Source organism: [Zimmermannella] alba NBRC 15616 (assembly GCF_001570905.1).
GTDB classification, from domain to species: Bacteria; Actinomycetota; Actinomycetes; order Actinomycetales; family Microbacteriaceae; genus Pseudoclavibacter; species Pseudoclavibacter albus.
Map to the genome: position 1 here is coordinate 1 of NZ_BCSO01000001.1, position 25,098 is coordinate 25,098.

The following is a 25,098-nucleotide window of genomic DNA, read 5'->3' on the forward strand; positions in this document are numbered from 1 at the left end:
CCGCACCGTCGCGCCCGGCGCCCGCGCCTGCCCCATCGCGCCCCGCTGCAGCACCGCAGGCGCCATCCCGTTCGCAGACACCGATGGCGCCGCCGCAGCCCGTCGCAGCAGCACCGAGCACGCCCAACACGGTGGGCTCGTCACCGACGAAGCCCAAGAAGAAGTCCCGCAAGGGCCTCATCATCGCCATCGTCATTGTCGCCCTGATCATCGTCGGCCTCATCGTCGCTGAGATCATCGCGTCGTCGGTGCTCAAGTCGCAGAGCGCAGCCTTCGGCCCGCAGCTTGATGTTGCGGTGAACCTCGCCTCGAGCCACCTTCACGAGCTGTGGTCTGGCGGAGCATCTTCGCCGGTGCAAGGGGTCGCGTGACCGGAGCCAGTGGTCATGATGTGCAAGCGCGCATGCGGTGGAGCCTGCATGCGCTCTGCGATGCTGTAGACCGCTTCGGCGGGCCGCCCGCGCGCCCGATCACGGCAGAGGTTCGCCGCACGCTGGATGAGAAGATCCGCGTCGCGGTCGTGGGCCGCGTCAAGGCTGGTAAGTCGACCCTCGTGAACGCTCTCATTGGTAAACGCGTCGCGCCGACGAGCGAGCGCGAGTGCACGAAGATCACGACCCACTACCGCTTCGGCAGCCCCGAGCGCGGCGAGCTCGTGCTCCGAGACGGTAAGCGACTCGAGCTCCCGCTCGATGGCGGCTCCCTGCCCGAGGATCTGCCGGTGGACGTCACCGAGGTGGCCCACGCCGTCATTTGGCTGCAGGTCGACTCGCTCGAGGACATCATCCTCATCGACACGCCTGGTCTTGCGACGACGACGACCGAAAACGAAGAGACGACTCGTCGCGCACTCCTCGGCCACGACGGTGCCCGGCAAGCGGATGCGCTCCTCTACGTCTTCCACAATGTGCCCTACCTCGACGACGTCTCGTTCCTGCAGGAGTGGGCGACGGTGACCGACAAGCCAGGGGAGTCCGCAGCGAGCGCGATCGGCATCCTCTCGCACGCCGACCAGGTGGGCGGCTCGCCCTGGGGCGACGACGACCCGATCGAGCTGGCGAAGAAACAGGCGACCGGCATTGCGAAGCTGCACGGCGCGCAGCTGGGTACCGTCATTCCGGTTGCTGGTCTCATGGCCGCCTCCGCGGCAACGGGTCTCATTCGTGAGCGAGACGCGCGAACCCTGGCGAAGCTCGCCGACGTGGACGACTTTGACCTCGAGCTGCGTGACCCGAACGACACGGATGCTGAGTTCGCCGGCGTGAGCGGCACCGAGGTCCAGAACCTCGTCGGCCTCGTTGGCGAATATGGCCTCCGCTATGGTCGCAGCGTTGCGAGCGAGGGAAGCCGCGCTGTGAGCGAGTGGCTGCGTGAGCGATCGGGGATTGAGACGCTCGAGCGATCGCTGTGTGAGCGGTACATTGCCCGCTCACACTTTGTGAAAGCCCGTTCAAGCCTCAACACGCTCGAGCGTCTTGCTTGGTCGTGGGGAGCACCGCCGAAGCTCAAGGAGCTTGTGGCCGAGGCGCGCTTGCGGGAAGAATTCCATCCACTTCGTGAATTGGATGCACTCGAGCGCCTTGCTGCAGTCGCACCGCACCACGAACTCGTTCAGCTCCTCGATCTGCAGCTGTCTGCTCGCGATGACGCCGAGCGGATCGGCGTGCCGGGGGCATCACCGGATGCTGTGTCAAAGGCGGCGCTCATGCGCGTCGCACAGGCCCGCCGCGCCATGCTTGTGACCTCCGCGCCGATCGTGCAGCACGCCTGCCGAACACTCGAGCGTTCCTTCACGATCATCGCTCGCCGCAACCAGCAGCAGGAGCGGGCGGGAGAGTAGCCGCCGCTCCTGTCAGGACGCTGCGGCTTTCGGTCGAGCCTCCGCCAACGCAATGAACCCCAGGCCTGAAAGCCTGGGGTTCACCTGACCGCGCAGTTGCGGGTTAGACGAGCGTCACCGCGTCGGCGATGCCGTCGCCGTCGGCGTCGGTCGCGATCTCGTCAACGTAGCCGTCACCGTCGGTGTCGGAGTAGACGGTCTCTGCGTAGCCGTCCTCGTCGCGGTCCATCGAAACCGTGTCGATGTAGCCGTCACCGTCGAGGTCCTCGCTCACCGTCTCCTGGTAGCCGTCGCCGTCCTCGTCGCTCGTGACGTAATCGGCGTAGCCGTCAGCGTTGGCGTCAACGAGCGTCTCCGAGTAGCTCACGCCGTCAGCCTGGAAGGTGTTCCAGTCGTCGATTGCGCCCTCGTTCAGGTCACCGTTGATCGTGTCTGCGAAGGGCGAGGTGGTGCCTGCGTCGACCGGCGAGTCGTTGTTTGAGTAGTAGTGGTTGAGCGTGCTGATCGAGTCGTAGCCATTGGTGTACGAGGTGTGGTCGTAGTAGTAGTCGTCGCCGCTCCACTCACCGTACGGGTCCCAGAGCGACTGGCCGCTGTAGTCGTCGTAGCCGTCCTCGTTGTAGTCCCAGAAGTACTCGTCCACGTAGCCGTCGCCGTCGGTGTCAACGTCCCAGGCGTCCACCCAGCCGTCGCCATCAAAGTCGTAGACGATCGTCTCGTCGTAGCCGTCGAAGTTGTTGTCCCAGGCTTCGCTCACGAAGGTGCTGCCGTTGCTCATCATGCGCTCACTTTCTTGTGGTCATCTTGCGCGGTCACTGATTGGATGCAGCGTCCGGCAAGAAAGTTCCGCGATGTGGAAAATTTTTTCAGCGGGACGTAAACGGGCGGGAAGATCGAGGCGAACGCGAGGATCTTTGGGGTCTGTTGGAGCCCGTCCAGTGGATGTGGCTCAACACGACGATGGGCCCGAGCCAAGGTGGCTCGGGCCCATCGGGGTCGACGGTGTGAGGCCTAAAAGGTGCCGCAGAAGTCGTCGTTCGTTTCGGTGAGGTCGTCCGTCGTGTCGTGGCCATGGTCGTGGCCGTCGTCTGCGAGGTCGGTCGACGGGTCGTTATCCCAGGCGTCGTCGATCGCCATGTCAGCGTCGTCGCCTTCGGCAAGCTCAAGGTCGTCACCGAAGATGTCGCCGAGCGTTTCGCTGATGCTGTCGAACATGCCGGTGATGCTCGAAGCGAACTCAGCGAGGAGGTCGCCGTTTGCGCCAGCCGGTGCGTCGTAGGCGTTGTTGAGCATGGCGTCCCAGCTTGCGTCGTCAAGCGTGGGGGCTTCGCCAAGGATCGAGGTTTCGCTGGATTCCTCACCGAACGTCGAGTCGAGTTCGGTGCTCTCGTCGCCCTCGTACTCGGCGGCGAAGGCAGCGTAGTCGGTCATATCGACTCCGTTCAGATGGGTAGTGGTGCGGGGTGGCCCCGCGAAATCAGACAACGGTTGGATGCAGGGGAGTGCCGAAATGTTCCCAACTCGTCCAAGTTTTCTTCTTCGGCGCGTCATCCTGCCGGATGGTGGTGCTCGAGCTTGAGGCTGATGCTGCGTGTTGCTTGGATGAAGTAGTGTTCGGGAGAACTCCCAAGGAGCTAGTGTGCAGAAGACCGAAGCAGAGCTGCTCGCGCTTGCGAAGCAAGGCGATCGTGCCGCCTTTAATGCGCTCGTGACACCGTACCGCGACCGCCTGTGGGCTGTGTGTCTTCGAACGACCCGCCACCGTGCTGACGCTGAGGACGCTCTGCAAGACTGCCTCATCGCCGCCTGGCAGAACCTCTCGAAGTTCCGCGGCGAATCGGGTGTCGGCACCTGGATGTTCCGTATCGCGTCGAACGCTTCGCTCGCAATCGTGCGTCGTCGCCGCGAAGTGCTTCCCGAAGAAGACTCGGTGTTCGAGAACGTGAACCCCTCGCGTGACCACGCGAACAAGGTCGCCGATCAGGACCGCGTTCAGCGTGCACTCAAGGTGCTGCCGGAAGACTTCCGCGTCGCGCTCGTGCTGCGTGAATACGGTGACTACTCGTATCAAGAGATTGCCGACTATCAGCAGGTGGGCGTGCAGACGGTGAAGAGTCGCTTGAACCGTGCTCGCACGATGCTGCAGCGCGAGCTTGGCTCGCTCGAAGGCTAAGATCTGTCCCTGGCCCATACTGCAGCCTCGGTTTGCGCCGGGGCTTTTTCGTGTCTCGAAGTTTGTTCGAGGATACCCGGGGCACAGTTTGCATGGCTACCACCAACGTCACCCTCGACTCGCTCGAGTCCTTCATCACCAGCGCCGACACCGTCCTCATCGACTTCTGGGCCCCGTGGTGCGGGCAGTGCCGCCAGTTCGGGCCCGTCTTCGAAGCAGCATCCGAGCGTCATCCTGAGATCGCCTTCGGCAAGGTCGACACGGATGCCGAGCAGCAGCTCTTCCTCATGCTCGCCGAACCCCGTCAATCCCCGAACCACATCAAGGAGTCACCATGTGTCGACGCGTTACCTGCCGGACCTGTGGCAAGGCCACCTGGGCCGGATGCGGCAACCACATTGAGTAGGCACTCGCTGGTGTGCCCCAGCTGGATCGCTGCCAGGGCCACGAGGAAGCCGCAAAGAAAGACCGCTTGGCGCCCCTATTCGGCCGCTAGGCCAGTCTGCTAGCTGAGGAGCTCGCCGAGCTCGAGCCAGCGTTCCTCGAGCGCGGCCTGGTCGTCGATGAGTGCGCCCCGTTCGTTGCCGAGCGCGGTGAGGCCCTCATAATCGGACTGGTCGTGCGTGGCGAGCTGTGCATCGAGCGCATCCAGCTGCCCCTGCAGCTTCTCGAGGCGTCGCTCAATCGCGGCAAGCTCCTTTTCTGCCTGGCGTCGCTCCGCACCCGACAGCTTCGGCTCAGCTGCAGCTGCGGCACTATTCGACTCGGTCGGGTGTGAGCGGTCCGAGCGTGCCGTGCCGCCTGCGGTGGCCTGATTGCGGAGGGCGAGGTACTCATCCACGCCGCCCGGCAGGTGCCGGAGCTGGCCGTTCCACACCGCGTACTGCTGATCGGTGACGCGCTCGAGCAAGTAGCGGTCGTGCGAGACGACGAGAAGGGTGCCCGGCCACGTGTCGAGAAGATCCTCCATCGCCGCGAGCATGTCGGTGTCGAGGTCATTCGTCGGCTCGTCGAGGATGAGCACATTCGGCTCGTCGAGCAGGATGAGTAAGAACTGCAGACGTCGACGCTGGCCGCCCGAAAGGTCCTTCACCGGCGTCGACAGCTGAGCCGAGGAGAAGCCGAGGCGCTCAAGAAGCTGCGACGGTGTGAGCTCCTTCCCGCCCGCAACATAGCTGCGCTTCTGCCGCGCAATGATGTCGCGCACGAGCTCATCTTCGTGCTCGTCAAGCTCTGCGAGCCGCTGCGACAGCGTCGCGATCTTCACCGTCTTGCCGTGCTTCACGCGGCCCGAGGTGGGCTCCAGCGCGCCCGAAATGAGCTTCAAGAGCGTCGACTTGCCGGCGCCATTCACGCCGAGGATGCCGGTGCGCTCGCCCGGAGCAATGCGCCACTCAATGTCGCGGAGCACCTCACGGTCGCCAAAGCTCACACCAGCATCGAGGAGGTCCACGACATCCTTGCCGAGTCGGGCCGTCGCCATCTGCGTGAGTTCGATGGGGTTGCGCACCGGCGGGACATCCTCGATGAGCTGATTCGCGGCCTCGATGCGGAACTTCGGCTTCGAGGTGCGAGCAGGCGCGCCGCGGCGCAGCCACGCGAGCTCCTTGCGCATGAGGTTCTGGCGCTTCGCTTCGGCAACAGCCGCCTGCCGGTCGCGTTCAACGCGCTGGAGAATGTACGCTGCGTAGCCGCCTTCGAAGGGCTCGAGGATACGGTCGTGCACCTCCCAGGTCGAAGTGCACACGGCATCCAGGAACCAGCGGTCGTGCGTGACGACGACAAGGCCACCAGCGTTCTTCGCCCAGCGGCGGTTGAGGTGCTCGGCAAGCCACGCGATCCCCTCCACGTCGAGGTGGTTCGTCGGCTCGTCGAGGAAGATGACATCCCACTCGCCGCTCAAGAGCCTCGCGAGGGCAACACGTCGCTGCTGGCCACCCGAGAGATCGCCCACGCGGGCATCCCAGTCGAGGTCGCCTGCAAGGCCGCGGATGATGTCGCGCACGTTCGCGTCGCCCGCCCACTCGTGCTCGAGGCGATCCCCGACGATGGTCTGCCCGACGGTGAGGTCCGGGTCAATCGAGTCGCCCTGGTCCAGCATCCCGATCGTGACGCCTCGGCGCACCGTCACCTGGCCGGAATCCGGCTCGAGGCGACCCGCGAGGAGCTTCAGCAGCGTGGACTTGCCGTCACCATTGCGGCCGACGATGCCGACGCGATCGCCCTCGTTGATGCCGATCGTGACGGATTCAAAGACGACACGGGTCGGGAATTCGAGGTGCAGCGCTTCGGCGCCAAGAAGATGAGCCACCCGACGAGGGTAGCCCCTCGCCATCCCGCACGGCGAAGCAGCGCCCGCCCAGAGGGGATGCTGACAGACGGTTACTCCCGCGTGAAACCGCGCAGCCGCTCAAGGTCGCGCCGCTCCCGCTTTGTCGGACGCCCAGCGCCCCGCTCGCGGATGATCGCGGCCGGGGCCTCGAGCGGGCTCGGCTTCGGCGGCGACTTGTCTTCGTAGGCGAGGGCAGCACGCGGCGCACCTACGCGCTTCGTGAGGAGCTCCCTCACGACATAGATACGGTCAAAGCCTTCGATACGGATGCGAACCTCGTCGCCGATGCGTACCCGGTCGGAGGCCTTCGCGCGATCACCACGAACGCGAACATGACCCGCCTTGCAGGCAGTCGTCGCCAGCGAGCGGGTCTTCACCGCTCGGATCGACCACAGCCACACGTCAACACGGACCGCGGCGCTCTGGCCGTCATCGCTCACGCCTGCGCGTGCTCCATCGTGATGAGCAGGTCTCGGAGCGCAGTCGAGAGCGTGTCGCGTTCGTCATCGCTGAGCTCCTCGAGCAGCTCACGCTCGGCGGCGACGAGCTTCGTCATGGCGGCATCCACGCGCTCGCGGCCCGCATCCGTCATCGTGACGATGACGCCGCGGCCGTCGCTCGGGTCTTCGCTGCGAGTGACGAGGCCGCGCTCGCTGAGGCGTGCGATGCGGTTCGTCATCGTGCCGCTCGAGACAAGGTTCGACTCGAGCAGACGCTTGGGAGAGAGGCTGTGCGGGGCGCCAGCACGGCGAAGCGCCGCGAGGACATCGAACTCCCAGAGCTCGAGGCCCGACTCCGAGAAGGCGCGCTTTCGGACGGTGTCGAGGCGCTTCGCGATGCGGGTGAGGCGCGAGAAGATACCGAGCGAGACGACATCCAGATCGGCACGCTCACGTGACCAGTCCGCGACAATGCTGTCGACGATGTCACCCGTGCCCTGTGGCGATGCGCTGCTCAAAGTCATACCCACCATTATTAAGCTTATCTCGCATGGTGCCCGCTCAGTGGCGATCTGGCAGACTGTCAGAGTTGATCCTCCTTGGTGTAACGGCAGCACGACGGCCTTTGGAGCCGTGAGGTCCAGGTTCGAATCCTGGGGGAGGAACGCTTGCATGACTGCACGCGGAGCTGCTCACCGTTCGGCAACCCCCGGAGGAACCGTGACCGATCCCCAACTCGCCGTCGTGATTCTGGCCGCAGGCCAGGGAACGCGCATGAAGAGCCGAACCCCGAAGGTGCTGCACCGCCTTGGCGGCGTGCCGCTCGTGGGCCACGTGCTCCACACCGCGCAAGAACTCGGTGCCCAGCACACCGTCACCGTTGTTCGTCACGAGCGTGAACGTGTTTCGGCTGCGATCATGGAGATGGCGCCGGAAACGATCATCGCCGAGCAGGATGACATCCCCGGCACCGGCCGCGCCATGGAAGCCGGTCTCGAAGCGCTCCCGAACGACTTCGAAGGCCAGATCGTCGTGCTCTCGGGCGACGTTCCGCTGCTCGACGCCGCCACGGTGGGGATGCTGCTGGACGCTCACCGCAGAAACCAGAACGAACTCACGCTCCTCTCGGCCTTCTACGACGATCCGACCGGTTTTGGTCGCGTGGTTCGCGACGACGCGGGCGCGTTCGACTCGATCGTCGAGCAGAAGGACGCGAGCGAAGAGCAGCGCAAGATCACCGAGATCAATTCGGGCGTGTACGTCTTCGACGCGGCTGCCGCACGTCGTGTGCTTCCCTCGCTCGGCACCGACAACGCCCAGGGCGAGAAGTACCTCACCGACGCTGCCCACGTCATCCGCGGCGAAGGTGGCCGCATCGAGGCGATCGGTATCGACGATACTTGGCTCGTGCAGGGCATCAACGACCGCGTCCAGCTCGGCGAAACCGCCCTCGAATACAACCGCCGCCTCATCCGCTTTTGGCAGCGACAGGGCGTCACGGTGCACGACCCCGCCTCAACGATCATCGAGCGCGGTGTCTCGATTGGCCAGGATGTCGAGCTCCTCCCGGGCACGCAGCTTCGTGGTGCCACGACCATCGCCGCGGGCGCCATCATCGGCCCCGACACGACGCTCGTCGACTGCGAGGTTGGTGAGGATGCCGTCGTGAAGCGCACCGACGCGACGCTCTCGGTCATCGGAGCCCGCGCCACGGTTGGCCCCTGGTCGTACCTGCGCCCGAACTCGATCGTTGGCGAGGACGGCAAGATCGGTACCTTCGTCGAGACGAAGAACTCCACGATCGGCAACGGCTCGAAGGTTCCGCACCTGAGCTACATCGGCGACACGACCGTCGGCGAAGGCTCGAACGTGGGCGCCGGCACGATTACCGCAAACTACGACGGCGTCAACAAGCATAAGACGACCGTTGGCAACCACGTCCGCACCGGCTCGCACAACGTGTTTGTTGCTCCGGTTACGATTGGAGACGGCGCGTACACGGGCGCTGGCACGACTGTCCGCAAGGACATTCCGGCCGGAGCGCTCGCGATCACCGTCGCACAGCAGCGAAACATCGAGGGGTGGGTCGTGGAGAACCGACCCGGCACGGCAGCGGCTGAGGCTGCGGCCCGAGCCGAGGAAGGCCACACCGACGCCGGAACGGGGAATCTTTCATGAGCGGCATCATTACCCACGGCGAGAAGCACCTCGTCCTTGTCTCGGGCCGCGCGCACCCTGAGCTTGCGAAGGCCATCGCCAAGGAACTTGGCACCGAGCTCGTCGACACTGAGCTGCGCACCTTCGCGAACGGTGAAATCTACGCCCGCTACGGCGAATCCGTCCGTGGTGCCGATGTCTTCGTGATCCAGTCGCACGGTGACCCGATCAACGAATGGCTCATGGAGCAGATCATCATGGTGGATGCGTTGAAGCGCGCCTCGGCGAAGCGCATCACCGTCGTCGCTCCCTGCTACCCGTACGCCCGTCAGGACAAGAAGGGCCGCGGCCGTGAGCCGATCTCGGCACGTCTTGTCGCCGACCTCTTCAAGGCCGCCGGCGCCGACCGCATCATGTCGGTCGACCTGCACGCCTCGCAGATCCAGGGCTTCTTTGACGGCCCTGTTGACCACCTCTTCGCGATGCCGGTGCTTCTCAAGCACTTCCGCGAGAACCTCCACGCCGACAACCTCACGATCGTCTCGCCCGACATGGGCCGCGTGCGTGTTGCCGACCACTGGAGCGACCAGCTCAACGCCCCGCTCGCGATCATTCACAAGCGTCGCGACCCGAAGGTGGCGAACCAGGTCACGGTGCACGACATCGTTGGTACCGTCGAGGGACGCACCTGCCTCATCGTGGACGACCTCATCGACACTGGCGGCACGATCGTCAAGGCCGCCGAGGCCCTCAAGAAGCACGGCGCCGAGAAGGTCGTCGTGGGTGCCACCCACGCAGTGTTCTCGCACCCGGCTGCGGAGCGTCTCAACTGCGACTTCATCGACGAGGTGGTCGTGACCGACACGCTTCTCATCCCCGAGGAGAAACGCTTCGAAAAGCTCACGGTGCTCCCGATCGCACCGCTGCTCGCGCGTGCCATCCACGAGGTCTTCGAGGACGGCTCCGTCACGAGCATGTTCGACGGCGCCGCCTAAGCCCGCGCCTCCCTTTTCGCTCAGGTCGCAGTTTCGACCTTAGGTTTCGCGACCTGAGGTCGAAACTGCGACCTGAGCTGCATGTGCGGGGCCAGGTTGTGGATAACTCGGAGGAGAAGTCGCGTCGTTTGGTTACGGTGCGGGCATGACTGAGCCGAGGTCCGCCATCCCGTCCACGCTCCCCGTGCACTTTTCCGCACGAGAGGGGGAAGCCGCTGGTAACTCGCGGGGCCGACTTCGGGGTCGAGATCTCGCATCGCCGTATCGTGGCGTTCGCTCCGTCAACATCCCGACTACCTCGCGCGAACGAGTCGAGGCCTTCGCGCCTCGACTGCGGCCAGGTCAATTCCTGAGCCACTTCAGCGCCGCCACGTTGTGGGGCCTGCCGACCCCGCGCCGCTTTGAGGACAGGCGTGAAATTGATGTGTCGGTTGCGGGACGCAGGCAAACGCCGCCGCGCGCGGTTGGTGTGTTTGGGCATCGGATGCCGCCAGATTGTCTTCCCGTACTGCTCGACGGTATCCCGGTGACCACGCCGATAGACACGTGGCTTGGGCTCGCCCGGTGGCTCGATATCGATGAACTCATCGTGCTGGGGGATGCTGTCGTGAGCACAATGGAGTGGTATCCAGGCCGTCACGCGGAACTTGTCCCGAGTCATCTCGGTCAGCTCCGTGACGCAGTGTTTCGGATGCGGCGAGTTGGTGGGCCTCGACTTCGCGCGGCGCTTGATGACATCCGTGACCGAAGTGGGTCGCCGATGGAGTCTCGAGCCCGACTTGAGCTGGTGCGAGGCGGTTTGCCGGAACCTGACCTCAACCACCCCGTCGTTGACCTCTACGGGCGGCAGCTCGGCATCTCCGATTTCGTCTACGAACGTGCTCTGGTCGCTCTCGAATACGAGGGGGACGTGCACAGGAGCGACCCGCGCCAGTGGCGGAAAGACATTTCGCGTCGGGAGCGATACGAGGCTGCCGGGTGGAAGCTCGTCCGCTTCACGATCCACGACCTCGACCCCAACCCGCAACCGTTCATCAACCTCGTCGCGCGCACCCTGCGAACCCGCGAATGCTGACCCGCTCGTTCCGGTCGCAGTTTCGACCCTAGGTTTCGCGACCTAGGGTCGAAACTGCGACCTGAACAGGGAGAGGTGGAGGTGTCGGAACGTGCGCGCCTGAGGGCTAGGCGTGGGCGGCGTCGCGGTCGGTTTGCGGGGCCGGGGTTGCCGGGGCAGGGGCTGCCACCTCCGGCTGCTTCGGTGCGACGTCCACGCGGCGCTCGACGCGGTCGCCGGACCAGTCCGTGTGGAACACGCCCTCGCGGTCGATGCGGCGGTAGGTGTGCGCGCCGAAAAAGTCGCGCTGTCCCTGGATGAGGGCGGCCGGGAGGCGGTCCGCGGCGAGCGAGTCGTAGTACGAGAGCGAAGCGCTGAACGCGGGTGCCGGGACGCCGGAGAGCGCCGCCGTGGCAACGACGCGACGCCATGCATCCGCGCCCTCGGCAACCTCACCCGCGAAGAACGGGTCGGCAAGCAGCGATTTCAGCTCGGGGTTCCGGCCGTACGCCTCCGCAATACGGCCAAGGAACACGGCACGGATGATGCAGCCTGCGCGCCAGATCTTTGCGATCTCGCCCGGGTTGAGCTCCCAGCCGTGCTCGCGGCCACCAGCAAGAATCGCGTCAAAACCCTGCGCGTAGGCAACGACCTTGGACGCGTAGAGCGCCTTGCGGACATCCTCAACGAAGCGCTCATCCACCTGCTGCGGTTCCGGACGAGAGGCCACCGTCGGGCGGACCGCCTCACGCTGCTCCGGGTGCGAGGAGACACCGCGCGCGAAGACAGCCTCGGCGATCCCTGAGACGGGAGCGCCGAGGGAGAGCGCCGACTGCACCGTCCACGTGCCGGTGCCCTTCTGCCCGGCCTGGTCGAGGACGACATCCACAAACGGCTTGCCCGTCTCGGCATCCACCTGACGCAGCACCTCAGCCGTGATCTCAATGAGGTACGACGAGAGCGGCCCCTGGTTCCACTCGCTGAACACCTCAGCGATCTGGGCCGGCTCGAGGCCACCCACGCGGCGCAGCAGGTCGTACGCCTCACCAATGAGCTGCATGTCGGCGTACTCGATGCCGTTGTGGATCATCTTCACGAAGTGACCGGCGCCGTCGGTGCCCACGTGCGTCACGCACGGCTCGCCATCCTCGGGGGCGCGTGCGGCGATCGTCTTGAGGATCGGGCCCAGCGTCTCGTACGACTCGGCCGAGCCGCCCGGCATGATGCTCGGGCCCTTGAGCGCGCCCTCCTCACCACCGGAGATGCCGGCGCCGACGAAGTGGAAGCCACGCTCACGAACCGTGGCCTCGCGGCGAATCGTGTCGGTGAAGAGCGCGTTGCCGCCGTCGACGATGATGTCGCCCGGCTCAAACACCTCGCAGAGACCGTCGATGACCGCATCCGTTGCCTTGCCAGCCTGCACCATGATGATCGCGGTGCGGGGGCGCTGGAGGGATGCCGCAAACTCCTGCATCGACGTGGCGGGAATGAAACCTGCCTCAGGGTGCTCGTTCACGAGCGCTTCGGTGCGCTCGGGGGAGCGGTTGTAGACCGCGACAGTGTTGCCCTCGCGGCTGGCAAGATTCCGGGCGAGATTCGACCCCATCACGGCGAGACCAACGACGCCAATGTTGGCGCGGGGTTCGGAGGAAGAGGCCTGGACGGAGTCGGTCATGAGCTGCCTTTCGATCGCTACCACTCACGCTAGCCGACCGGTGGCAGCATCGCGCACGTCCACTCGCCCGCAGGATGGAGCTGGCATCCGCTGCGGGGGAGAGATCGGTGGACTTGTCACCGGCATCCAGGGATTGGTGGATACGCTGACCGCTCGAGCACGCGCCAGAGAGCGCCGGTGAGAATGCGGAAGGAGACCTCGTGCCGTCGAGTGATAATGCCACGCGCCCGTACGATTTCAACGACTACGACGCGACCGCGAATGATGCCCTCGCAACCGACGAGCTCGAGCTCCCTCGGTCTTCCCGCCAGCCCTTCGCGCGCACTCGCGCTCTGCCCGCGTATTCGGAGGAGCCGACGCAGCGGTTCGAGCGGACAGAGCGCTTCGCGGCCACGCAGCGCTTCGAGCCCGCTCCCGCGCCTGCGCCCCGTCAGCGGGTCGCAGCAGCACCCGCAGCGCAGCCTGTTGTTCCCGCCCCAGCGGCCCCCGTCGCAGCGCCGTATCACCCTGCTGCGGCTGCCGCCGCCTACCGTGCCCCGAGCCTCGACGCGGGGCCGGACGCCCTCGCACGACTCGGCTCGATCCTCGTGTGCGCCGTCCTCATGGGCGTCGCGTGCGTCCTGCTCTTCCTCGGCGTGACGGGCGCGCTCGCGAGCGCCGCGGGCGTCGTCTCGGGCCAAGCCTTCGACCCGGCAATCACCGTGTGGACCTTTGCGGGCGCCGTCCTCACGACCTTCCTCGCCATGCTCACCGCACGCTGGTCCGGGATGGGCGTGGGGCTCGTAGGCCTCGCCCTGCTCACCGCGGGCGTGCTCACGATCGTGTTCCCGAACGCTGCGATGGATCTTCTCGAGCAGCAGGTGGCCACCCCGCAAGACCCGACAGGGGGGCTTCTTGGCGGCATCATTGACGACACGATGCGCACCGTGCTGCAGTCCGTGAGCGCCGTGCTCGGTGGCGTCGCGCTGCTCCTTGGCTCGCTGTTCTTTGGCGCGGGTCTCGCCGTCCACGGTGCGCGTGGGGCGGGCTGGCGCCGCGGCATCGGTCGGTACTAGGCGCAGTTCTCGGCATCCACCGGCTCCACAGGGGGGTTCGGGCGGCTGCAAGCCGGCATCCTCCCGACATGCGCCGAGGGCGCTCATGCACAGCTGCATGAGCGCCCTCAACGTGCCATCGGCCTAGTCCTCGACGATGCAGGGCACGGTTCGGCCGTTCGGGCCGTCCACGAGCCCGTGGGTGTGCCCACCGAAGCCGGGGAAGAGGCGCTCAAGCTCCTCTTCCTGCTTGAGGTAGTTCACGACGTGCGCGCCAATGCGCTCACCCGGTACGACAAGCGGGATGCCCGGCGGGTAGGGGGTGAGGAGCACCGAAGTAATGCGGCCCGCAAGCTCATCCACGGGGACGTTTTCAACCTTGCCGGTTGTCATCGTGTTCCACGCCTGGCCCGGGAGGAGTGCCATCTCCGGCTCGCGCAGGTAGATGTCGGTCGAGAGGTTCGCGTAGTCGCGTTCGCGGTAGGCGGCGTGCAGCTTCGCGGCGAGATCGGCGATCCCTTCCTGGGCGTACTGTGGTCGGCTCGCGGCAAAGCGTGGCATGCAGTCTTCGAGGGGGATGTTCGCGTCGATCGCGTGCTTGAAGCGGTGGAGCTCAGCGATGAGTGAGTTCCAGCGTCCCTTCGTGACACCGATCGTGAAGAGGAGGAAAAGCGAGTAGAGACCGGTCTTTTCGACGACGACACCGTGCTCGGCGAGGTACGCGGTGAGGAGCGGGCCAGGGATGCCGAATTCTTCAAACTCGCCGTTGACGGTGAGGCCGGGCGTCGTGAGGGTGACCTTGAGCGGGTCGAGCATTGTGAAGCCGTCGTCGACATTGTGGAAGCCGTGCCAGGCTGCGCCCGGTGTGAGCGACCACTCGGCGCGGTCGGGGAGGCCGTCGTGCGGCCCGGATTCGGGGCCCCACACGCCAAACCACCACTGGTCTTGGCGCGTGAGCTCGGCCTGGATACGACCCATCGCGCGGCGGAATTCGACGGCCTCGAGCAGGGCGTCTCCGACGAGCGCCTCACCACCTGGGCCGGCCATCATTTCGGCCGAGACATCGCAGCTCGCGATGATCGCGTACTGCGGGCTCGTCGAGGTGTGCATGAGGAATGCCTCGTTGAAGATGCTCTCGCGGAAGGTGGGGTCTTCGGCATCCCGAAGGAGAATCTGGCTCGCTTGCGAGAGCCCAGCGAGCAGCTTGTGTGTGGACTGGCTCGCGTAGACGGGTGAGCGCATCGTGCGCTTCGAGTCCTGTTCGATCGCGTGCATGTCGCGGTAGAACTCGTGGAAGGCGGCGTGCGGCAGCCACGCTTCGTCGAAGTGGAGGGCACCAACTTCCCCGTCGAGCATCTCGCGGATCTCGGCGGCGTTGTAGACGATGCCGTCATAGGTGGACTGCGTGATGCACATGAGGCGCGGCTTCACCGACTTGTCGGTGATGAACGGGTTCGCGTCGATCTTCGTCTGAATCGATTCACGGCTGAACTCGCTGCGAGGGATGGGGCCGATGATTCCGGCCCGGTTCCGCGTCGGGTTGAGATAGATCGGGATCGCGCCGGTGATCATGATCGCGTGGAGGATCGACTTGTGGCAGTTGCGGTCGACGAGGACGACGTCCCCTTCCGCCACGATCGAGTTCCAGATGATCTTGTTCGAGGTTGAGGTGCCGTTCGTCACGAAGAAGAGACGGTCGGCGCCGAAGGTGCGGGCTGCGCGGCGCTCCGACTCTGCGACCGGGCCTGAGTGGCCGAGCAGCTGGCCGAGGTCTTCGACCGAGCTGCAGACGTCGGCGCGCAGCATCGGCTCGCCGAAGAAGTCGTGGAAGATCGAGCCGACCGGGGACTTCAGGAAGGCGGTACCGCCGTTGTGGCCTGGGCAATGCCAGGAGTAGGCGGCGTCGTTCGCGTACTTCATCAGCGCGCGGAAGAACGGCGGCGTGAGCGTTTCGAGGTGCTCGCGCGCCTGCCGCTCGATCGTGCGGGCGACGAAGTCCGGGGTGTCCTCGTAGGCGTTGATGACGCCCTCGATCTCGGCGAGCACATCGTCCGGCAGACGGCGGGCGGTGAGCAGCTCGCCAAAGAGGTAGATCGGGACATACGGGTTCTTCGCGCGGACGCTCTGGACAAGCTCAGCGAGCTCGTCGAGGCGGTCGTCGGCCGCCGTGCCGGGTGCGAGGTCGCGCTGCGGGATGACGAAGACGATTGTGGAGGACTGGATGAACAGGCGGCTCGAGCCCTGAATCGCGCTCGGCGTATCGAGATGTTCCGTGGGAGTCCCATGTCGTTCCAGCGCCTCAACGAGCGAACGCACCGCGGCAGAGAGTGCTGCGGAAGTGCGGGATCGATCTTCGATGATGGAGACCGGGAACGTCAGGGTCATGTGAACTCCTTTGAGCGAGGCTTCATTGCGTCGACCTTCCTATTATTGCCGAATTTGCACCGGTGGGGAATGTTGTTTGGAGACACAGGCCGATAGGGTGAGGGGCGATTGCGGGTGATCATCGATGCTCACCCCTCGACCACGTTGTAAAGAATGGATTCGAATTGAGCGCAGACGCCGAAAAGGTTTCCCTCGATCCGAACATGACGATTGCCATTCAAGTTGCGCAGCTTGAAGATTCATTGCCGCCGACGGGCCGAAGGATTGCGGCGGCGTTGCAAGAGAATTATCCGGCGGCGGGATTGGACACCGTTGCGAGCCTTGCTCGAGACGCTGGTGTGAGCTCACCGAGCGTCGTTCGATTTGTGTCGCAGCTCGGATTTCACAGCTTTCGCGAGTTCCAGGAAGCACTGCGCGATGAACTCGGCGGTCGAGACGCGTCGGCGCTCAGCCAGGCGCGCGCCGTGTCGAAGCGTCCGCACGACCGACTTGACGGTCACCGTGAGCACCTCGCCGAGGGCGTCCATCTCACGCTGAGCGACGGAAACCGGGCGGCCTTCGAACGGGCCGTTGACCTGCTCACCGCCGCCCGCACGGTGATCGCGCTCGGTGGTGACTACTCGCGTGTGGCCGCCGATCACGCGGTCGCGGAACTGTGCCCGCTCCGGGCCAATGTCCGGCCCCTTCCCGAAACTGCGTTGCGCATTGCTGCTGAGCTTGCGGACGCGCGCGCGGATGACTGCTGGCTCGTACTCGATTTTCGGCGCTATGACGGTCGGACGTTGCGCATCGCCGAGGCAGCCCGCGCTCGCGGCGTCAAAATTCTCCTCATCACGGACCGTTGGCGTTCGCCGATCGAAGCGTTCAGCGAGAGCACTCTCGTTGCCCGTGTCGAAACAGCTGGTGCCTCCGACACGCTCGTCCCCGCGATGGCACTCGTCGAAGCCCTTTCGGACGCCGTCGAGCATCAGATCGGTGCGCCAGCGCTCGAGCGCCTCGAGGTCATCGATCCACTCCGCCAGCGCATCGGCCCGCGCTAGCTCAGATTCACTCCGCGTCCGTCATCCCGGCAAGCCGCTCGGCGGCGGCCAGGTAGCCGCAGACGAGCGTCCGCGCGACGCGGTCGACCGCCTCCTCGTCGGGCAGGAAGTGCGGGTCGTGCAATGAGTGGGCAGGATGCTCCGACACGGAGTCCACGCCGACGAAGCACATGACCGACGGCACCTGCTGGCCAAAGAACGAGAAGTCATCCGCCCCAAGCGAGCGCATGGTGTGAGCGATCTCGAGCCCGACGGAGGGCAAGCGTGCATCCAACATGGCCACGAGTTCGGGGGCGTTTGAGAGCACCGGTTCACCGTGACTCCACGTCACCTCCGCCGTCACGCCGAAAGACTCCGCCGTGTGCTCGACGTAGCGTCGAACCGCCGCTTCGAGACGGGCATCGTCGCCATCGCCCATCGACCGCACCATCGCGGCAAGGCTGCCCTCCGCGGGCAGCACGTTCGCCGCACCTTCGCCGACCGAGATTGAGCCGACGCTGATGAGGGCCGGTTGCATGGGATTCGTCGTCCGCCGCACCACCTCCGCGAGCCCAACCACGAGTTGAGCGACGGCGTGGGCGACGTCGTTGCCCTGATGCGGGTACGCGCCGTGGCCGCCCTGCCCGCGCACCGTGATGCGCAGCTCTGATGACGCGGCGTTGACGGCACCCGCGCCGGTGGAGACCGCGCCGCGAGCAACCGAGGGGTGCACATGGGCACCGATCACGTGCCGAACATCGTCCCGTTCGAGGGTGCCAGCCGCACACATGTCCTGAGCACCTGAGGGGTACGTTTCTTCGCGCGGCTGGAAGAGGCCGACCAGCCCAAAGGGAAGATCGAGTGTCCGCGCCGCACGAAGCACCGCCGTGAGCGCGGCCATGTGCACATCGTGACCGCAGGCGTGCATCGCGCCGTTGTCGGCTGCCCACTCGACACCCGTGCGTTCGGTCACGGGCAAGGCATCGAGTTCCGCCCGAAGCGCAATGCTCGGCCCCGAATCTGGGCCGATCCGGGCAAACCCGCCGGTGTCAGCGACGGGGGTCAGTGGCAACTCGAGTCGCTCGGCGACGTGCTCCCGTGTCGCGAGTTCGTCGCCGGAAACCCCGGGATTCGCGTGGATGAACCTGCGGAAAGCTCGCGCTCCCTCCAGCTCAGCATCCAGCGCGGCGTGCCAGGTTTTTGCGAGGTGCTCGAGCGAGGCGAGTGTCATGGCATTCATCGTGGTGTGGGTCCTCTGCCGTCAGTGAGTTGGTAGGCGCGGATGGCGTTGTGCCACGCGATGTCCTCCGCGATGCGGTGACAGTCGTCGAGCGGCCAGTCTTCGTGCTCATGGAAGTCCTGCAAGGTACGCGCGAGGCCACGCCGGAACAGCGTCGTGCCAAGGAGATACAGCTCGGCCGCCCCGAACGCATCCGTCGAGAAGAGCACCTTCGAGAACGGCGTGAGCTCGAGCGATTCCGCGATGATGGCGGATGACCTCGCGCCCGTGTAGTTGATCGCAAGCCCGACATCGCAGTAGACGTGCGGGAAGACATCCGCGAGATAACCCGCTTCGCGGTGGAACGGGTAGCAGTGCAGCAGCATGAACCGAGCCCCGGACGACGCCGTCTCGCGCAGCAGCGTGCTCAGCAGCAGCGGATTGCAGCGGTGCAGATCGACGTCGTCATCCCCGTACCCGATGTGGAGCTGGATGGCCGTCTGGTGGTCGATGGCCCACCACAGCAGCATCCGGATGATCGTTGCATCGGTGAGACGGGGGAGCGCATCGCCCTGAATGGTGCCGAGCCACCGTTCGAGCGCGGTGACGGCCTCGGCGCTGCTAGGCCGAGATGAGTTGAAGTCAAGTCCGATCCGGTAGGCCGCGATCGACTTCACGCCGATGGCACCTGCAAGGCGGCTGCGGAGGTGCTCATCGAGTGCAGCGAGGAATGCAGCTCCGTCCCGCCCACCGCCGTCAGCGACGAAGCGCTGGGCAAGACGTTCCGTTTCTCGTTCCAGTCGAATGATTTCGAGCCAGTCTGCTTCGCAGCTCGTGGCCATGTCATCAGGCGAAAAGGCGTCCTCAGGTTCGATCCCCGTTTCGAGCCCGAGGGCGGCAATGCCAGATGCCGCGAGCAGTCGTCTGCTCGCCTCCCGGCCACCAAGCTCCTGGCGTCTGGCCACGTAGGCATCGGCGCTCGCAAACGGCTCAAGCCCCAAGACGGGCGCGCACCAGCGGCGCACGCTCATGCCGACTTGCGTGTGGAAGCGATCCACTCCTGGCGGGATCGTTGACGCCTCCGTGATGAGAAGCTCCAGCTCGCGTCGATCAAGATCCGCTGCCGTGACGCTGTGGCAGTGGTGATCGAAAAGGCGCAGTTCGCTGAGATCGATCTGCTTAGTAGACATGTGTGTACACCTCGCACTGTTCAGCCAACGGACGTCCCTTCAAGAAGACCGCCTCGTCATGCTTCACCGCGGCGAAGGTTGCCAGGAATGCGGGGTCAAGCCACTCGCGCACCGTCTCGCTCTCGGAAAGACGCTCAAGCGCCTCCTCGAGGCTTTCGGGCAGCTTCGGGAGCCCAGCGTGCTTGCCCTCCACATCGAGTTCACCCTCGACGAGCATCGCGGGGGAGAGGTTCTCTTCGATGCCGCGTAGGCCTGCGCGAAGGAGGAGACCAAGCAGAAGCCACGGGTTCGCGCCGATATCCGAGCCACGGAACTCGAAGTGCAGCTGCGGCGCGGGGTCCTTGCCGTTGATTTCATTCGTCGGGCACACACGGATGAGCGCCTCACGGTTCTGCACGCCGAGGAAGGCGCGCGCCGTTGACCAGTTGTGAGGACGGAGGCGCTCGTAGCTCGTGACGAGCGGCGCAAACATGGCGGTGAACTCGGGCGCGTACTTCACGATGCCAGCGGCGAACTGCGCGCCGAACTCAGAAAGTCGGCCCGGGCGATCAGCGTCGTAGCAGAGCGGGTTCCCGTCGAGATCGCTGAGGCCGACGTGGACGTGCACACCGTTGCCGCTGCCGCCCGGGGCGACGATCGGCGCGAAGGAGACGCTGCGGTCGTGGGCGGCGAACAGTGCATAGACGATGTCGCGCACGAGCACCGCGCGGTCGGCAGCCGAGACAGGATCGCTCGGGCGGTAGGTGACTTCAAACTGGTGCCGACCGTATTCCGGCAGCCACGTCTCAGGCTCGACGCCGGCACGTGAGAGCACCGTCATGAGCTGACTGCCGAGCGGCTCCATCTTGCGGAACTCGTGCAGCGAGAAGGGGTGGTGTTCGCCACCAGCCGAGAGGTCGACGAACTCATGCTCGAAGGCGCACTTGGCTTGAATGCCGTGCTCCTCGAGGCGCTTCACCGCATCGCGAAGAAACGTACGCGGGCATGAGGACCACGGCGTGCCATCCGTTTCCACAAGATTTGCGAAGATGAGCGTGAGTGGCGGCTGACCGGGGATGCCGTCGATGCGGGTTCGAGACTCGAGGTCGGGCAGAAGGCGCAGATCGCCGTGCGAGCCGAAGGGGATGTCGTCCACGATGTGGCCGAGCGGACCAATGCCGAGGTTCGCGGGCACCCAACCGAGCGAGGTGTCGCTCGTGAACTCGGCAAGCCGGAGGGAACGGCCCTTGGTGCGAGCGGCGATATCGCTCGTGGCGACGAAGATGAGTTCGTCGAGTTCGGTGTCAGAAATGTTGGTCGAACGCTGATTCATGATTAGTCCAAATCCTCTGCGGTGAGGCGATTACCGACCTGTTCGGCAAGCTTCGGGCGGAACATGATGATGAGGAAACCAAGTAGGCACCAGGCTCCCGAAATCCACGGGAAATAGGTGTACGGCTCAACCTGATCCGTAATCTGCACGACATACACAATGACGAGATATGCGATCGCGCCAATTGGCAAAATCAATTCGTGCTTACCTATTCCGGACTTCGGTGAACGCGTGTACTTGATGACGCCAACTGCTGACATGGCGTAAGCAACAACCATGCAGAGCGTGCCGATCGTGGCGTACCAGTAGTAGACATCCACGCTCGAGGCGCCCGCGAGGGCGAGTCCAACGGCAAGCACCAACGTGATGGCCACCGAGGTGAGCACGCTCGGAATCGGGACACCAGTGTGCGGGTGCTGCTCGCTGAGCTTGCGGTGGCCAAAACCATCGCGAGCGAGTGCAAAGAGCAGACGGGATGCGGCAGTGATGGAGCTCAGAAGCGCTGCGAAGGCAACACCGAAGGCGATCACCGACAGGAGCACGGAGTACCAGCCGCCGATGTACGTCGTCGCGAGTTCGGTGAGGGTCGAGGACGCTCCAGCGAACGCAGCGACGCCAGCCTCATCCGTGCCGTAGCCGATGGTCTGCGCGTACATGACGAAGGTGTAGACGAGGCCGCCGATGACAACGGCGAGCAGGAGCGCGCGCGGGACGACGCGCTTGGGCTCGTTCGTCTCCTCGCTGAGGGAGGTACCCGACTCGAAGCCTGCCCAGGAGAGGAAACCGAAGACTGAGGCTGTCATGAGTAGTGCTGGGCTGTTGTCGCCGGGCAAGAGGGGCGTGACATCGAGTCCGGTGCTGACCGGAGCATCGCCGCTCGCGACTCGGGCGATGATGACGACCGCGAGTACGAGCATTGCGGCGATGCCGATGAACCCGACGATGAGCAGTGCTCGCGCGGTGATCTTCGATTCGTGGATGGTGAGGGTAAGCGCGCCTGCCAAGACGACCGTCATGACGGCAATCGGTGCCCACTCGGCGAGCTGCCATCCGAGCTCAGCCGCCATGGCATCGAAGAAGATGGCACATGCGCCGGCGATGCATGCGGCAAGAAAGACGTACGTGCCGAGCAGTGCAAAACCGCCGAAGAATCCCGCTCGCGGGCCGAGCGTGGAACCTGCGAGGGCATAGACGGAGCCTGCGTGGTCGATGCGTCGGGTGAGCTTCACGAAGCTGTACGCGACGAGGAGTGTCCCGAAGAACGAGAGCGCGAAGGTGAAAGGAACTGCAGAACCGACGAGGCCAGCAATGCCGATGCCATTGAGTGACATCGCCATCACGGGAGCCATGAAACCGAGCGATACGGCTGCGACTTCCCAGGTGTGTAGGGATCGTTGCGGTCGGACTGCGGGGGAGCGTGTCAGCTGCTCAGCGGCAGCCGAAGATTGTGGTGCTGTAGCGAGTGATGTTGGCGCCTTTGCCATCGATCCTCCTCAGGAGCGCTCGGGGCGGCCATCGACCCGAGTGAAACAAATGTTACATGAGGTGCAATCTGTAACAAATGTGTCACCCCTGAGGGTGCGTTCGACCCTGCTAGTTCGCCTGGCGCACGGCCTCGGCCACGCGCTCAAACATGGCGCGATCGAACTGCGCGCCCTCGCGGCGAACGCCGTTCGGGTCCACGCGCAAGATGCGGTTCACTCGCACTTCGCTCGGGCGGCCCTGGCGATCCCACGGCCCCGAACCGACGTCGAGCCACTGGCGACCTGCGCGAGCCTCCTGTGCAGCATCCCGGTCGTGGTCCTTGCTCGTGAGGGGAAGGCCCAGAAGCCACTCGCCATCGTGGCCAATTAGGAGCACGGGGCGGTCCTTGCCCTGCGAGTAATCCTCTTCAAAAGGAACCCAGGTCCACACCACTTCGCCGGGATCGGGCTGCCCGTCGCGGTTCGGCTGGTACACCATGTCTGGGATGCCGCGGAAATCGCCCGGATAGCCCGCGACAGGCGATGGCTGCGGAGCTGTGTCCCGTCCGCGGGGTGCCGAGTTCTTGCGCGGTGTCGAACTCTGGTGGGGGCGTGCGGGGGAGTCGTTCCGCTGGCTGCCAGATGCGCGGTTGTTGAGCTGCTTCGTGACCTCCTTGATGAGGGACGGAGCAACGGCGCGGGCGAGGCGGGACCAAAACGACATGGCGATGACACTAGCGATCCGCGCCGTGAACAGCTTGAGCTGGCACAGGACACGCGCTGTTGCTCCGGACAACAAGCAGGTAGAGTGGGCAGCTGAACTTCGGCGAGGGGCACACCGTGTGCCCGTGATCGACGCGGTAAACAGGGTTCGGCGAACCATCTCCGTTCTCCTCCACGCGATCAGTTCGAGTTGAGAAGGAGACACCAATGTCCGACACCCAGAAGCTTGCCGCCACCGAACGCACCGAATTCGGTAAGGGCGCAGCCCGCAAGATCCGTGCCAAGCACATGATCCCCGCCGTCCTCTACGGCCACGGCACGGAGCCCCGCCACCTCACCCTCCCGGGCCACGAGACCATGCTTCTCGTTCGCCAGTCGAACGCCATCGTTGAGCTCGAGGTCGAAGGCGGCGAGAACGCCCTCGCACTCGTGAAGGACGTCCAGCGCGACCCGGTGCGCCAGGTCATCGAGCACGTCGACCTCGTCATCATCAAGCGTGGCGAGCGCGTTGAGGTTGAAGTTCCGGTCCAGCTCGAGGGCGAGCCCTTCTCGGGCATGCAGGCCATGCAGGACGCGACCACCATCCTCGTCTCGGCTGAAGCCATGCACATCCCGGACGCCATCACCGTTTCGGTCGAGGGCCTCGAAGAGGGCGCCGTCATCCACGCCACCGACGTGAAGCTCCCCAAGGGCGTCAAGCTCGTCGACGAGGAGACTGAGATCATCGTTGTCACCATCCAGGCCCCGCAGAAGCAGGACCTCGGTGACGAGTCGGTCCAGGAAGCTCAGGCTGAGGAGTCCGTTGAGGCTGCTGAGTCCAAGACCGAGGCCGCCGAGTAGTCCCGCGTCACTCACGACACCACCTCACGAAGGCGTCCAGGCATCCGCTTGGGCGCCTTCGTCGTGTGCAGGGCCCACAGCCGGTAGCGTGGGCATGCGAAGACGCGGGAGGATGACAGTGAACGACACGTGGCTTGTAGCGGGTCTCGGGAACCCGGGTGAGCGGTATGAAGCCACCCGCCACAACATCGGCCAAATGGTGACCGATGAACTTGCCCGCCGCATCGGTGCCTCATTCAAGCGTCACACGAAGGCGAACGCCCGCACCGCCGAAGGGCGCATCGCACCTGGCGCACCGAAGCTCGTCCTCGCCAAGCCGAACACCTACATGAACACCTCCGGCGGGCCGATCGCGCAGTTGCGCGCCTACTACGACCTCCCGGTCGAGCGCATCATCGTCATCCACGACGAACTCGACATCGACTTCGATACGATCAAGCTCAAGCAGGGCGGCGGCCACGGCGGCCACAACGGCCTGCGTGACACAGCAAAGGCCCTCGGTACCCCCGACTATCTGCGGGTTCGCGTCGGGATCGGGCGGCCCCCGGGACGGCAGGACCCGGCCGACTTCGTGCTCGGCACCTTCTCGAAGCAGGAACGGGAAACCCTCCCGATGCTCATCTCAGAAGCTGCCGATGCGGTCGAACTCATCGTCCGGGACGGCCTCACCGCAGCGCAGAACACGGTGCACGCCCGCGCGTAGATGGCCCGCTTGCAGGCCCTGCTCGCCTAGCCTTGGGGCATGCGCGCAGTAGTGACCCGTTGCACCGAAGCAGAAGTCGTTGTTGAAGGCGAGGTCGTCGGTCGCCTTCCCGAGCCCGGCCTCATGGCGCTCATTGGCGTCACCCACGATGACGACGCGAAAGAAGCCGCGAAGATCGCACGCAAGATTTCCGGGCTTCGGATCCTCGACGGCGAAGTTTCTGCGACGGATGCTGGTGCGCCCATCCTCGTCGTGAGCCAGTTCACGCTCTATGGGGATGCCCGGAAGGGACGGCGTCCGTCCTGGTCGAAGGCGAGCCCTCGCGAGCACTCCGAACCGCTCGTCGAGACGCTCGTCGAGTTGCTGCGCGCTGAGGGGCTGCATGTTGAGACCGGCCAGTTCGGGGCGATGATGCGGGTGCGTTCCGTGAACGATGGGCCGTTCACGGTGCTGCTGGATTCTTCCGAACTCGCCTAGCTCCGGACTGACCAAATTTGGGAATATAGCTGCTATCCGCTCCCACAGGCGGGATGGGCGCTATATT

At 65.1% G+C, this 25,098-nt stretch carries 23 protein-coding genes, 1 tRNA gene and 1 pseudogene; 13 read left to right on the plus strand and 12 right to left on the minus strand.

The annotated features are described in order from the left end of the window. Both ZAL01S_RS00005 and ZAL01S_RS00010 read left to right on the plus strand, forming a co-directional pair. Positions 1 to 371: pseudogene (locus tag ZAL01S_RS00005) on the plus strand (hypothetical protein); the annotation flags it as partial. Positions 372 to 403: 32 nt separating this feature from the next. After that, entirely contained in the window at positions 404 to 1,840 is a 1,437-nt protein-coding gene (locus ZAL01S_RS00010; RefSeq protein ID WP_066077929.1) for a dynamin family protein, read from the plus strand. A gap of 103 nt (positions 1,841 to 1,943) precedes the next feature. On the opposite strand, the gene ZAL01S_RS00015 is transcribed toward ZAL01S_RS00010, so the two are convergent. Then, a complete protein-coding gene (locus tag ZAL01S_RS00015; RefSeq protein WP_066077932.1) occupies positions 1,944 to 2,621 on the minus strand; it encodes a hypothetical protein in 678 nt (225 codons plus the stop codon). A gap of 230 nt (positions 2,622 to 2,851) precedes the next feature. Further along, positions 2,852 to 3,271, minus strand: a complete 420-nt coding sequence (locus tag ZAL01S_RS00020) for a hypothetical protein (RefSeq protein ID WP_066077935.1) — start codon at positions 3,269 to 3,271, stop codon at positions 2,852 to 2,854. Between the two features lie 208 nt (positions 3,272 to 3,479). Here ZAL01S_RS00020 and ZAL01S_RS00025 point away from each other — a divergent pair, with 208 nt between their 5' ends. Both ZAL01S_RS00025 and ZAL01S_RS10540 read left to right on the plus strand, forming a co-directional pair. Beyond that, positions 3,480 to 4,013 carry an RNA polymerase sigma factor gene (locus ZAL01S_RS00025; RefSeq protein ID WP_066077938.1) on the plus strand — a complete coding sequence of 178 codons (534 nt, stop codon included), beginning with the start codon at positions 3,480 to 3,482 and terminating at the stop codon, positions 4,011 to 4,013. 92 nt (positions 4,014 to 4,105) lie between these two features. After that, the gene (locus ZAL01S_RS10540; protein WP_066077942.1) at positions 4,106 to 4,522 is read left to right on the plus strand and encodes a thioredoxin family protein; all 417 of its coding nucleotides are present in this window, start codon (positions 4,106 to 4,108) and stop codon (positions 4,520 to 4,522) included. Here the strand turns inward: ZAL01S_RS10540 and ZAL01S_RS00035 are convergent. The 3 genes from ZAL01S_RS00035 to ZAL01S_RS00045 form a co-directional block, all read right to left on the minus strand. Beyond that, positions 4,519 to 6,324, minus strand: coding sequence for an ABC-F family ATP-binding cassette domain-containing protein (locus tag ZAL01S_RS00035; protein ID WP_066077945.1), 1,806 nt, complete (start codon positions 6,322 to 6,324; stop codon positions 4,519 to 4,521). The genes ZAL01S_RS10540 and ZAL01S_RS00035 overlap by 4 nt on opposite strands. Before the next feature lie 71 nt (positions 6,325 to 6,395). Continuing rightward, entirely contained in the window at positions 6,396 to 6,785 is a 390-nt protein-coding gene (locus ZAL01S_RS00040; RefSeq protein WP_066077948.1) for an RNA-binding S4 domain-containing protein, read from the minus strand. Continuing rightward, on the minus strand, positions 6,782 to 7,309 hold the full coding sequence (locus ZAL01S_RS00045) for a MarR family winged helix-turn-helix transcriptional regulator (protein ID WP_066077951.1): 528 nt from the start codon (positions 7,307 to 7,309) through the stop codon (positions 6,782 to 6,784). The genes ZAL01S_RS00040 and ZAL01S_RS00045 overlap by 4 nt, the downstream gene beginning before the upstream one ends. 69 nt (positions 7,310 to 7,378) lie before the next feature. Between ZAL01S_RS00045 and ZAL01S_RS00050 the strand changes: the two genes are divergently transcribed. The 4 genes from ZAL01S_RS00050 (at position 7,379) to ZAL01S_RS10170 (ending at position 11,012) form a co-directional block, all read left to right on the plus strand. Then, a tRNA-Gln gene (locus ZAL01S_RS00050) sits at positions 7,379 to 7,450 on the plus strand. Positions 7,451 to 7,505: 55 nt separating this feature from the next. After that, on the plus strand, positions 7,506 to 8,963 hold the full coding sequence (gene glmU, locus ZAL01S_RS00055) for a bifunctional UDP-N-acetylglucosamine diphosphorylase/glucosamine-1-phosphate N-acetyltransferase GlmU (RefSeq protein WP_066077954.1): 1,458 nt from the start codon (positions 7,506 to 7,508) through the stop codon (positions 8,961 to 8,963). After that, a complete protein-coding gene (locus ZAL01S_RS00060; RefSeq protein ID WP_066077957.1) occupies positions 8,960 to 9,937 on the plus strand; it encodes a ribose-phosphate diphosphokinase in 978 nt (325 codons plus the stop codon). Before glmU ends, ZAL01S_RS00060 begins: the two co-directional genes overlap by 4 nt. 145 nt (positions 9,938 to 10,082) lie before the next feature. Further along, complete coding sequence (locus ZAL01S_RS10170; protein ID WP_159421517.1) at positions 10,083 to 11,012, plus strand: PDDEXK family nuclease; 930 nt, start codon at positions 10,083 to 10,085, stop codon at positions 11,010 to 11,012. A 106-nt stretch (positions 11,013 to 11,118) separates the two neighbouring features. On the opposite strand, the gene gndA is transcribed toward ZAL01S_RS10170, so the two are convergent. Continuing rightward, positions 11,119 to 12,666 (minus strand): NADP-dependent phosphogluconate dehydrogenase, encoded by a 1,548-nt coding sequence (gndA, locus tag ZAL01S_RS00070; RefSeq protein WP_083522918.1) that lies wholly within the window; start codon positions 12,664 to 12,666, stop codon positions 11,119 to 11,121. Between the two features lie 200 nt (positions 12,667 to 12,866). Between gndA and ZAL01S_RS00075 the strand changes: the two genes are divergently transcribed. Continuing rightward, on the plus strand, positions 12,867 to 13,721 hold the full coding sequence (locus tag ZAL01S_RS00075; protein ID WP_066077963.1) for an ABC-2 family transporter permease: 855 nt from the start codon (positions 12,867 to 12,869) through the stop codon (positions 13,719 to 13,721). A 123-nt stretch (positions 13,722 to 13,844) separates the two neighbouring features. On the opposite strand, the gene ZAL01S_RS00080 is transcribed toward ZAL01S_RS00075, so the two are convergent. Further along, entirely contained in the window at positions 13,845 to 16,085 is a 2,241-nt protein-coding gene (locus ZAL01S_RS00080) for an Orn/Lys/Arg family decarboxylase (protein ID WP_066077966.1), read from the minus strand. Between the two features lie 164 nt (positions 16,086 to 16,249). Between ZAL01S_RS00080 and ZAL01S_RS00085 the strand changes: the two genes are divergently transcribed. After that, on the plus strand, positions 16,250 to 17,125 hold the full coding sequence (locus ZAL01S_RS00085) for a MurR/RpiR family transcriptional regulator (RefSeq protein WP_066077969.1): 876 nt from the start codon (positions 16,250 to 16,252) through the stop codon (positions 17,123 to 17,125). Positions 17,126 to 17,132: 7 nt separating this feature from the next. Here ZAL01S_RS00085 and ZAL01S_RS00090 read toward each other — a convergent pair whose 3' ends face one another. From ZAL01S_RS00090 to ZAL01S_RS00110, 5 genes are all read right to left on the minus strand, one after another. Next, a complete protein-coding gene (locus ZAL01S_RS00090; protein ID WP_244875275.1) occupies positions 17,133 to 18,335 on the minus strand; it encodes a M20 metallopeptidase family protein in 1,203 nt (400 codons plus the stop codon). Positions 18,336 to 18,340: 5 nt separating this feature from the next. Beyond that, entirely contained in the window at positions 18,341 to 19,513 is a 1,173-nt protein-coding gene (locus tag ZAL01S_RS00095) for an amidohydrolase family protein (protein WP_066077976.1), read from the minus strand. Further along, positions 19,503 to 20,825 (minus strand): glutamine synthetase family protein, encoded by a 1,323-nt coding sequence (locus tag ZAL01S_RS00100; RefSeq protein ID WP_066077979.1) that lies wholly within the window; start codon positions 20,823 to 20,825, stop codon positions 19,503 to 19,505. Before ZAL01S_RS00100 ends, ZAL01S_RS00095 begins: the two co-directional genes overlap by 11 nt. 2 nt (positions 20,826 to 20,827) lie before the next feature. Beyond that, on the minus strand, positions 20,828 to 22,249 hold the full coding sequence (locus ZAL01S_RS00105; RefSeq protein ID WP_280464601.1) for an APC family permease: 1,422 nt from the start codon (positions 22,247 to 22,249) through the stop codon (positions 20,828 to 20,830). Positions 22,250 to 22,418: 169 nt separating this feature from the next. Then, positions 22,419 to 23,012, minus strand: coding sequence for a type II toxin-antitoxin system PemK/MazF family toxin (locus ZAL01S_RS00110; RefSeq protein WP_083522919.1), 594 nt, complete (start codon positions 23,010 to 23,012; stop codon positions 22,419 to 22,421). Positions 23,013 to 23,218: 206 nt separating this feature from the next. Between ZAL01S_RS00110 and ZAL01S_RS00115 the strand changes: the two genes are divergently transcribed. From ZAL01S_RS00115 to dtd, 3 genes are all read left to right on the plus strand, one after another. After that, on the plus strand, positions 23,219 to 23,851 hold the full coding sequence (locus ZAL01S_RS00115; RefSeq protein ID WP_066077985.1) for a 50S ribosomal protein L25/general stress protein Ctc: 633 nt from the start codon (positions 23,219 to 23,221) through the stop codon (positions 23,849 to 23,851). A gap of 112 nt (positions 23,852 to 23,963) precedes the next feature. Beyond that, positions 23,964 to 24,554, plus strand: a complete 591-nt coding sequence (pth, locus tag ZAL01S_RS00120; RefSeq protein ID WP_370664260.1) for an aminoacyl-tRNA hydrolase — start codon at positions 23,964 to 23,966, stop codon at positions 24,552 to 24,554. A 39-nt stretch (positions 24,555 to 24,593) separates the two neighbouring features. Beyond that, the gene (gene dtd / locus ZAL01S_RS00125; RefSeq protein WP_066077990.1) at positions 24,594 to 25,031 is read left to right on the plus strand and encodes a D-aminoacyl-tRNA deacylase; all 438 of its coding nucleotides are present in this window, start codon (positions 24,594 to 24,596) and stop codon (positions 25,029 to 25,031) included. Positions 25,032 to 25,098: the final 67 nt, after the last annotated feature.

Bases quoted from the DNA above. Each gene is read 5' to 3' on its own strand.
- ZAL01S_RS10170 (WP_159421517.1), top strand. From the start codon at position 10,083: ATGACTGAGCCGAGGTCCGCCATCCCGTCCACGCTCCCCGTGCACTTT.
- dtd (WP_066077990.1), top strand. From the start codon at position 24,594: ATGCGCGCAGTAGTGACCCGTTGCACCGAAGCAGAAGTCGTTGTTGAA.
- gndA (WP_083522918.1), bottom strand. From the start codon at position 12,666: ATGACCGACTCCGTCCAGGCCTCTTCCTCCGAACCCCGCGCCAACATT.
- ZAL01S_RS10540 (WP_066077942.1), top strand. From the start codon at position 4,106: ATGGCTACCACCAACGTCACCCTCGACTCGCTCGAGTCCTTCATCACC.
- pth (WP_370664260.1), top strand. From the start codon at position 23,964: ATGACAGTGAACGACACGTGGCTTGTAGCGGGTCTCGGGAACCCGGGT.
- ZAL01S_RS00045 (WP_066077951.1), bottom strand. From the start codon at position 7,309: ATGACTTTGAGCAGCGCATCGCCACAGGGCACGGGTGACATCGTCGAC.
- ZAL01S_RS00015 (WP_066077932.1), bottom strand. From the start codon at position 2,621: ATGATGAGCAACGGCAGCACCTTCGTGAGCGAAGCCTGGGACAACAAC.
- ZAL01S_RS00080 (WP_066077966.1), bottom strand. From the start codon at position 16,085: ATGACCCTGACGTTCCCGGTCTCCATCATCGAAGATCGATCCCGCACT.
- ZAL01S_RS00095 (WP_066077976.1), bottom strand. From the start codon at position 19,513: ATGTCTACTAAGCAGATCGATCTCAGCGAACTGCGCCTTTTCGATCAC.
- ZAL01S_RS00010 (WP_066077929.1), top strand. From the start codon at position 404: ATGCGGTGGAGCCTGCATGCGCTCTGCGATGCTGTAGACCGCTTCGGC.
- ZAL01S_RS00020 (WP_066077935.1), bottom strand. From the start codon at position 3,271: ATGACCGACTACGCTGCCTTCGCCGCCGAGTACGAGGGCGACGAGAGC.
- ZAL01S_RS00100 (WP_066077979.1), bottom strand. From the start codon at position 20,825: ATGAATCAGCGTTCGACCAACATTTCTGACACCGAACTCGACGAACTC.
- ZAL01S_RS00090 (WP_244875275.1), bottom strand. From the start codon at position 18,335: ATGACACTCGCCTCGCTCGAGCACCTCGCAAAAACCTGGCACGCCGCG.
- ZAL01S_RS00115 (WP_066077985.1), top strand. From the start codon at position 23,219: ATGTCCGACACCCAGAAGCTTGCCGCCACCGAACGCACCGAATTCGGT.
- ZAL01S_RS00110 (WP_083522919.1), bottom strand. From the start codon at position 23,012: ATGTCGTTTTGGTCCCGCCTCGCCCGCGCCGTTGCTCCGTCCCTCATC.
- ZAL01S_RS00060 (WP_066077957.1), top strand. From the start codon at position 8,960: ATGAGCGGCATCATTACCCACGGCGAGAAGCACCTCGTCCTTGTCTCG.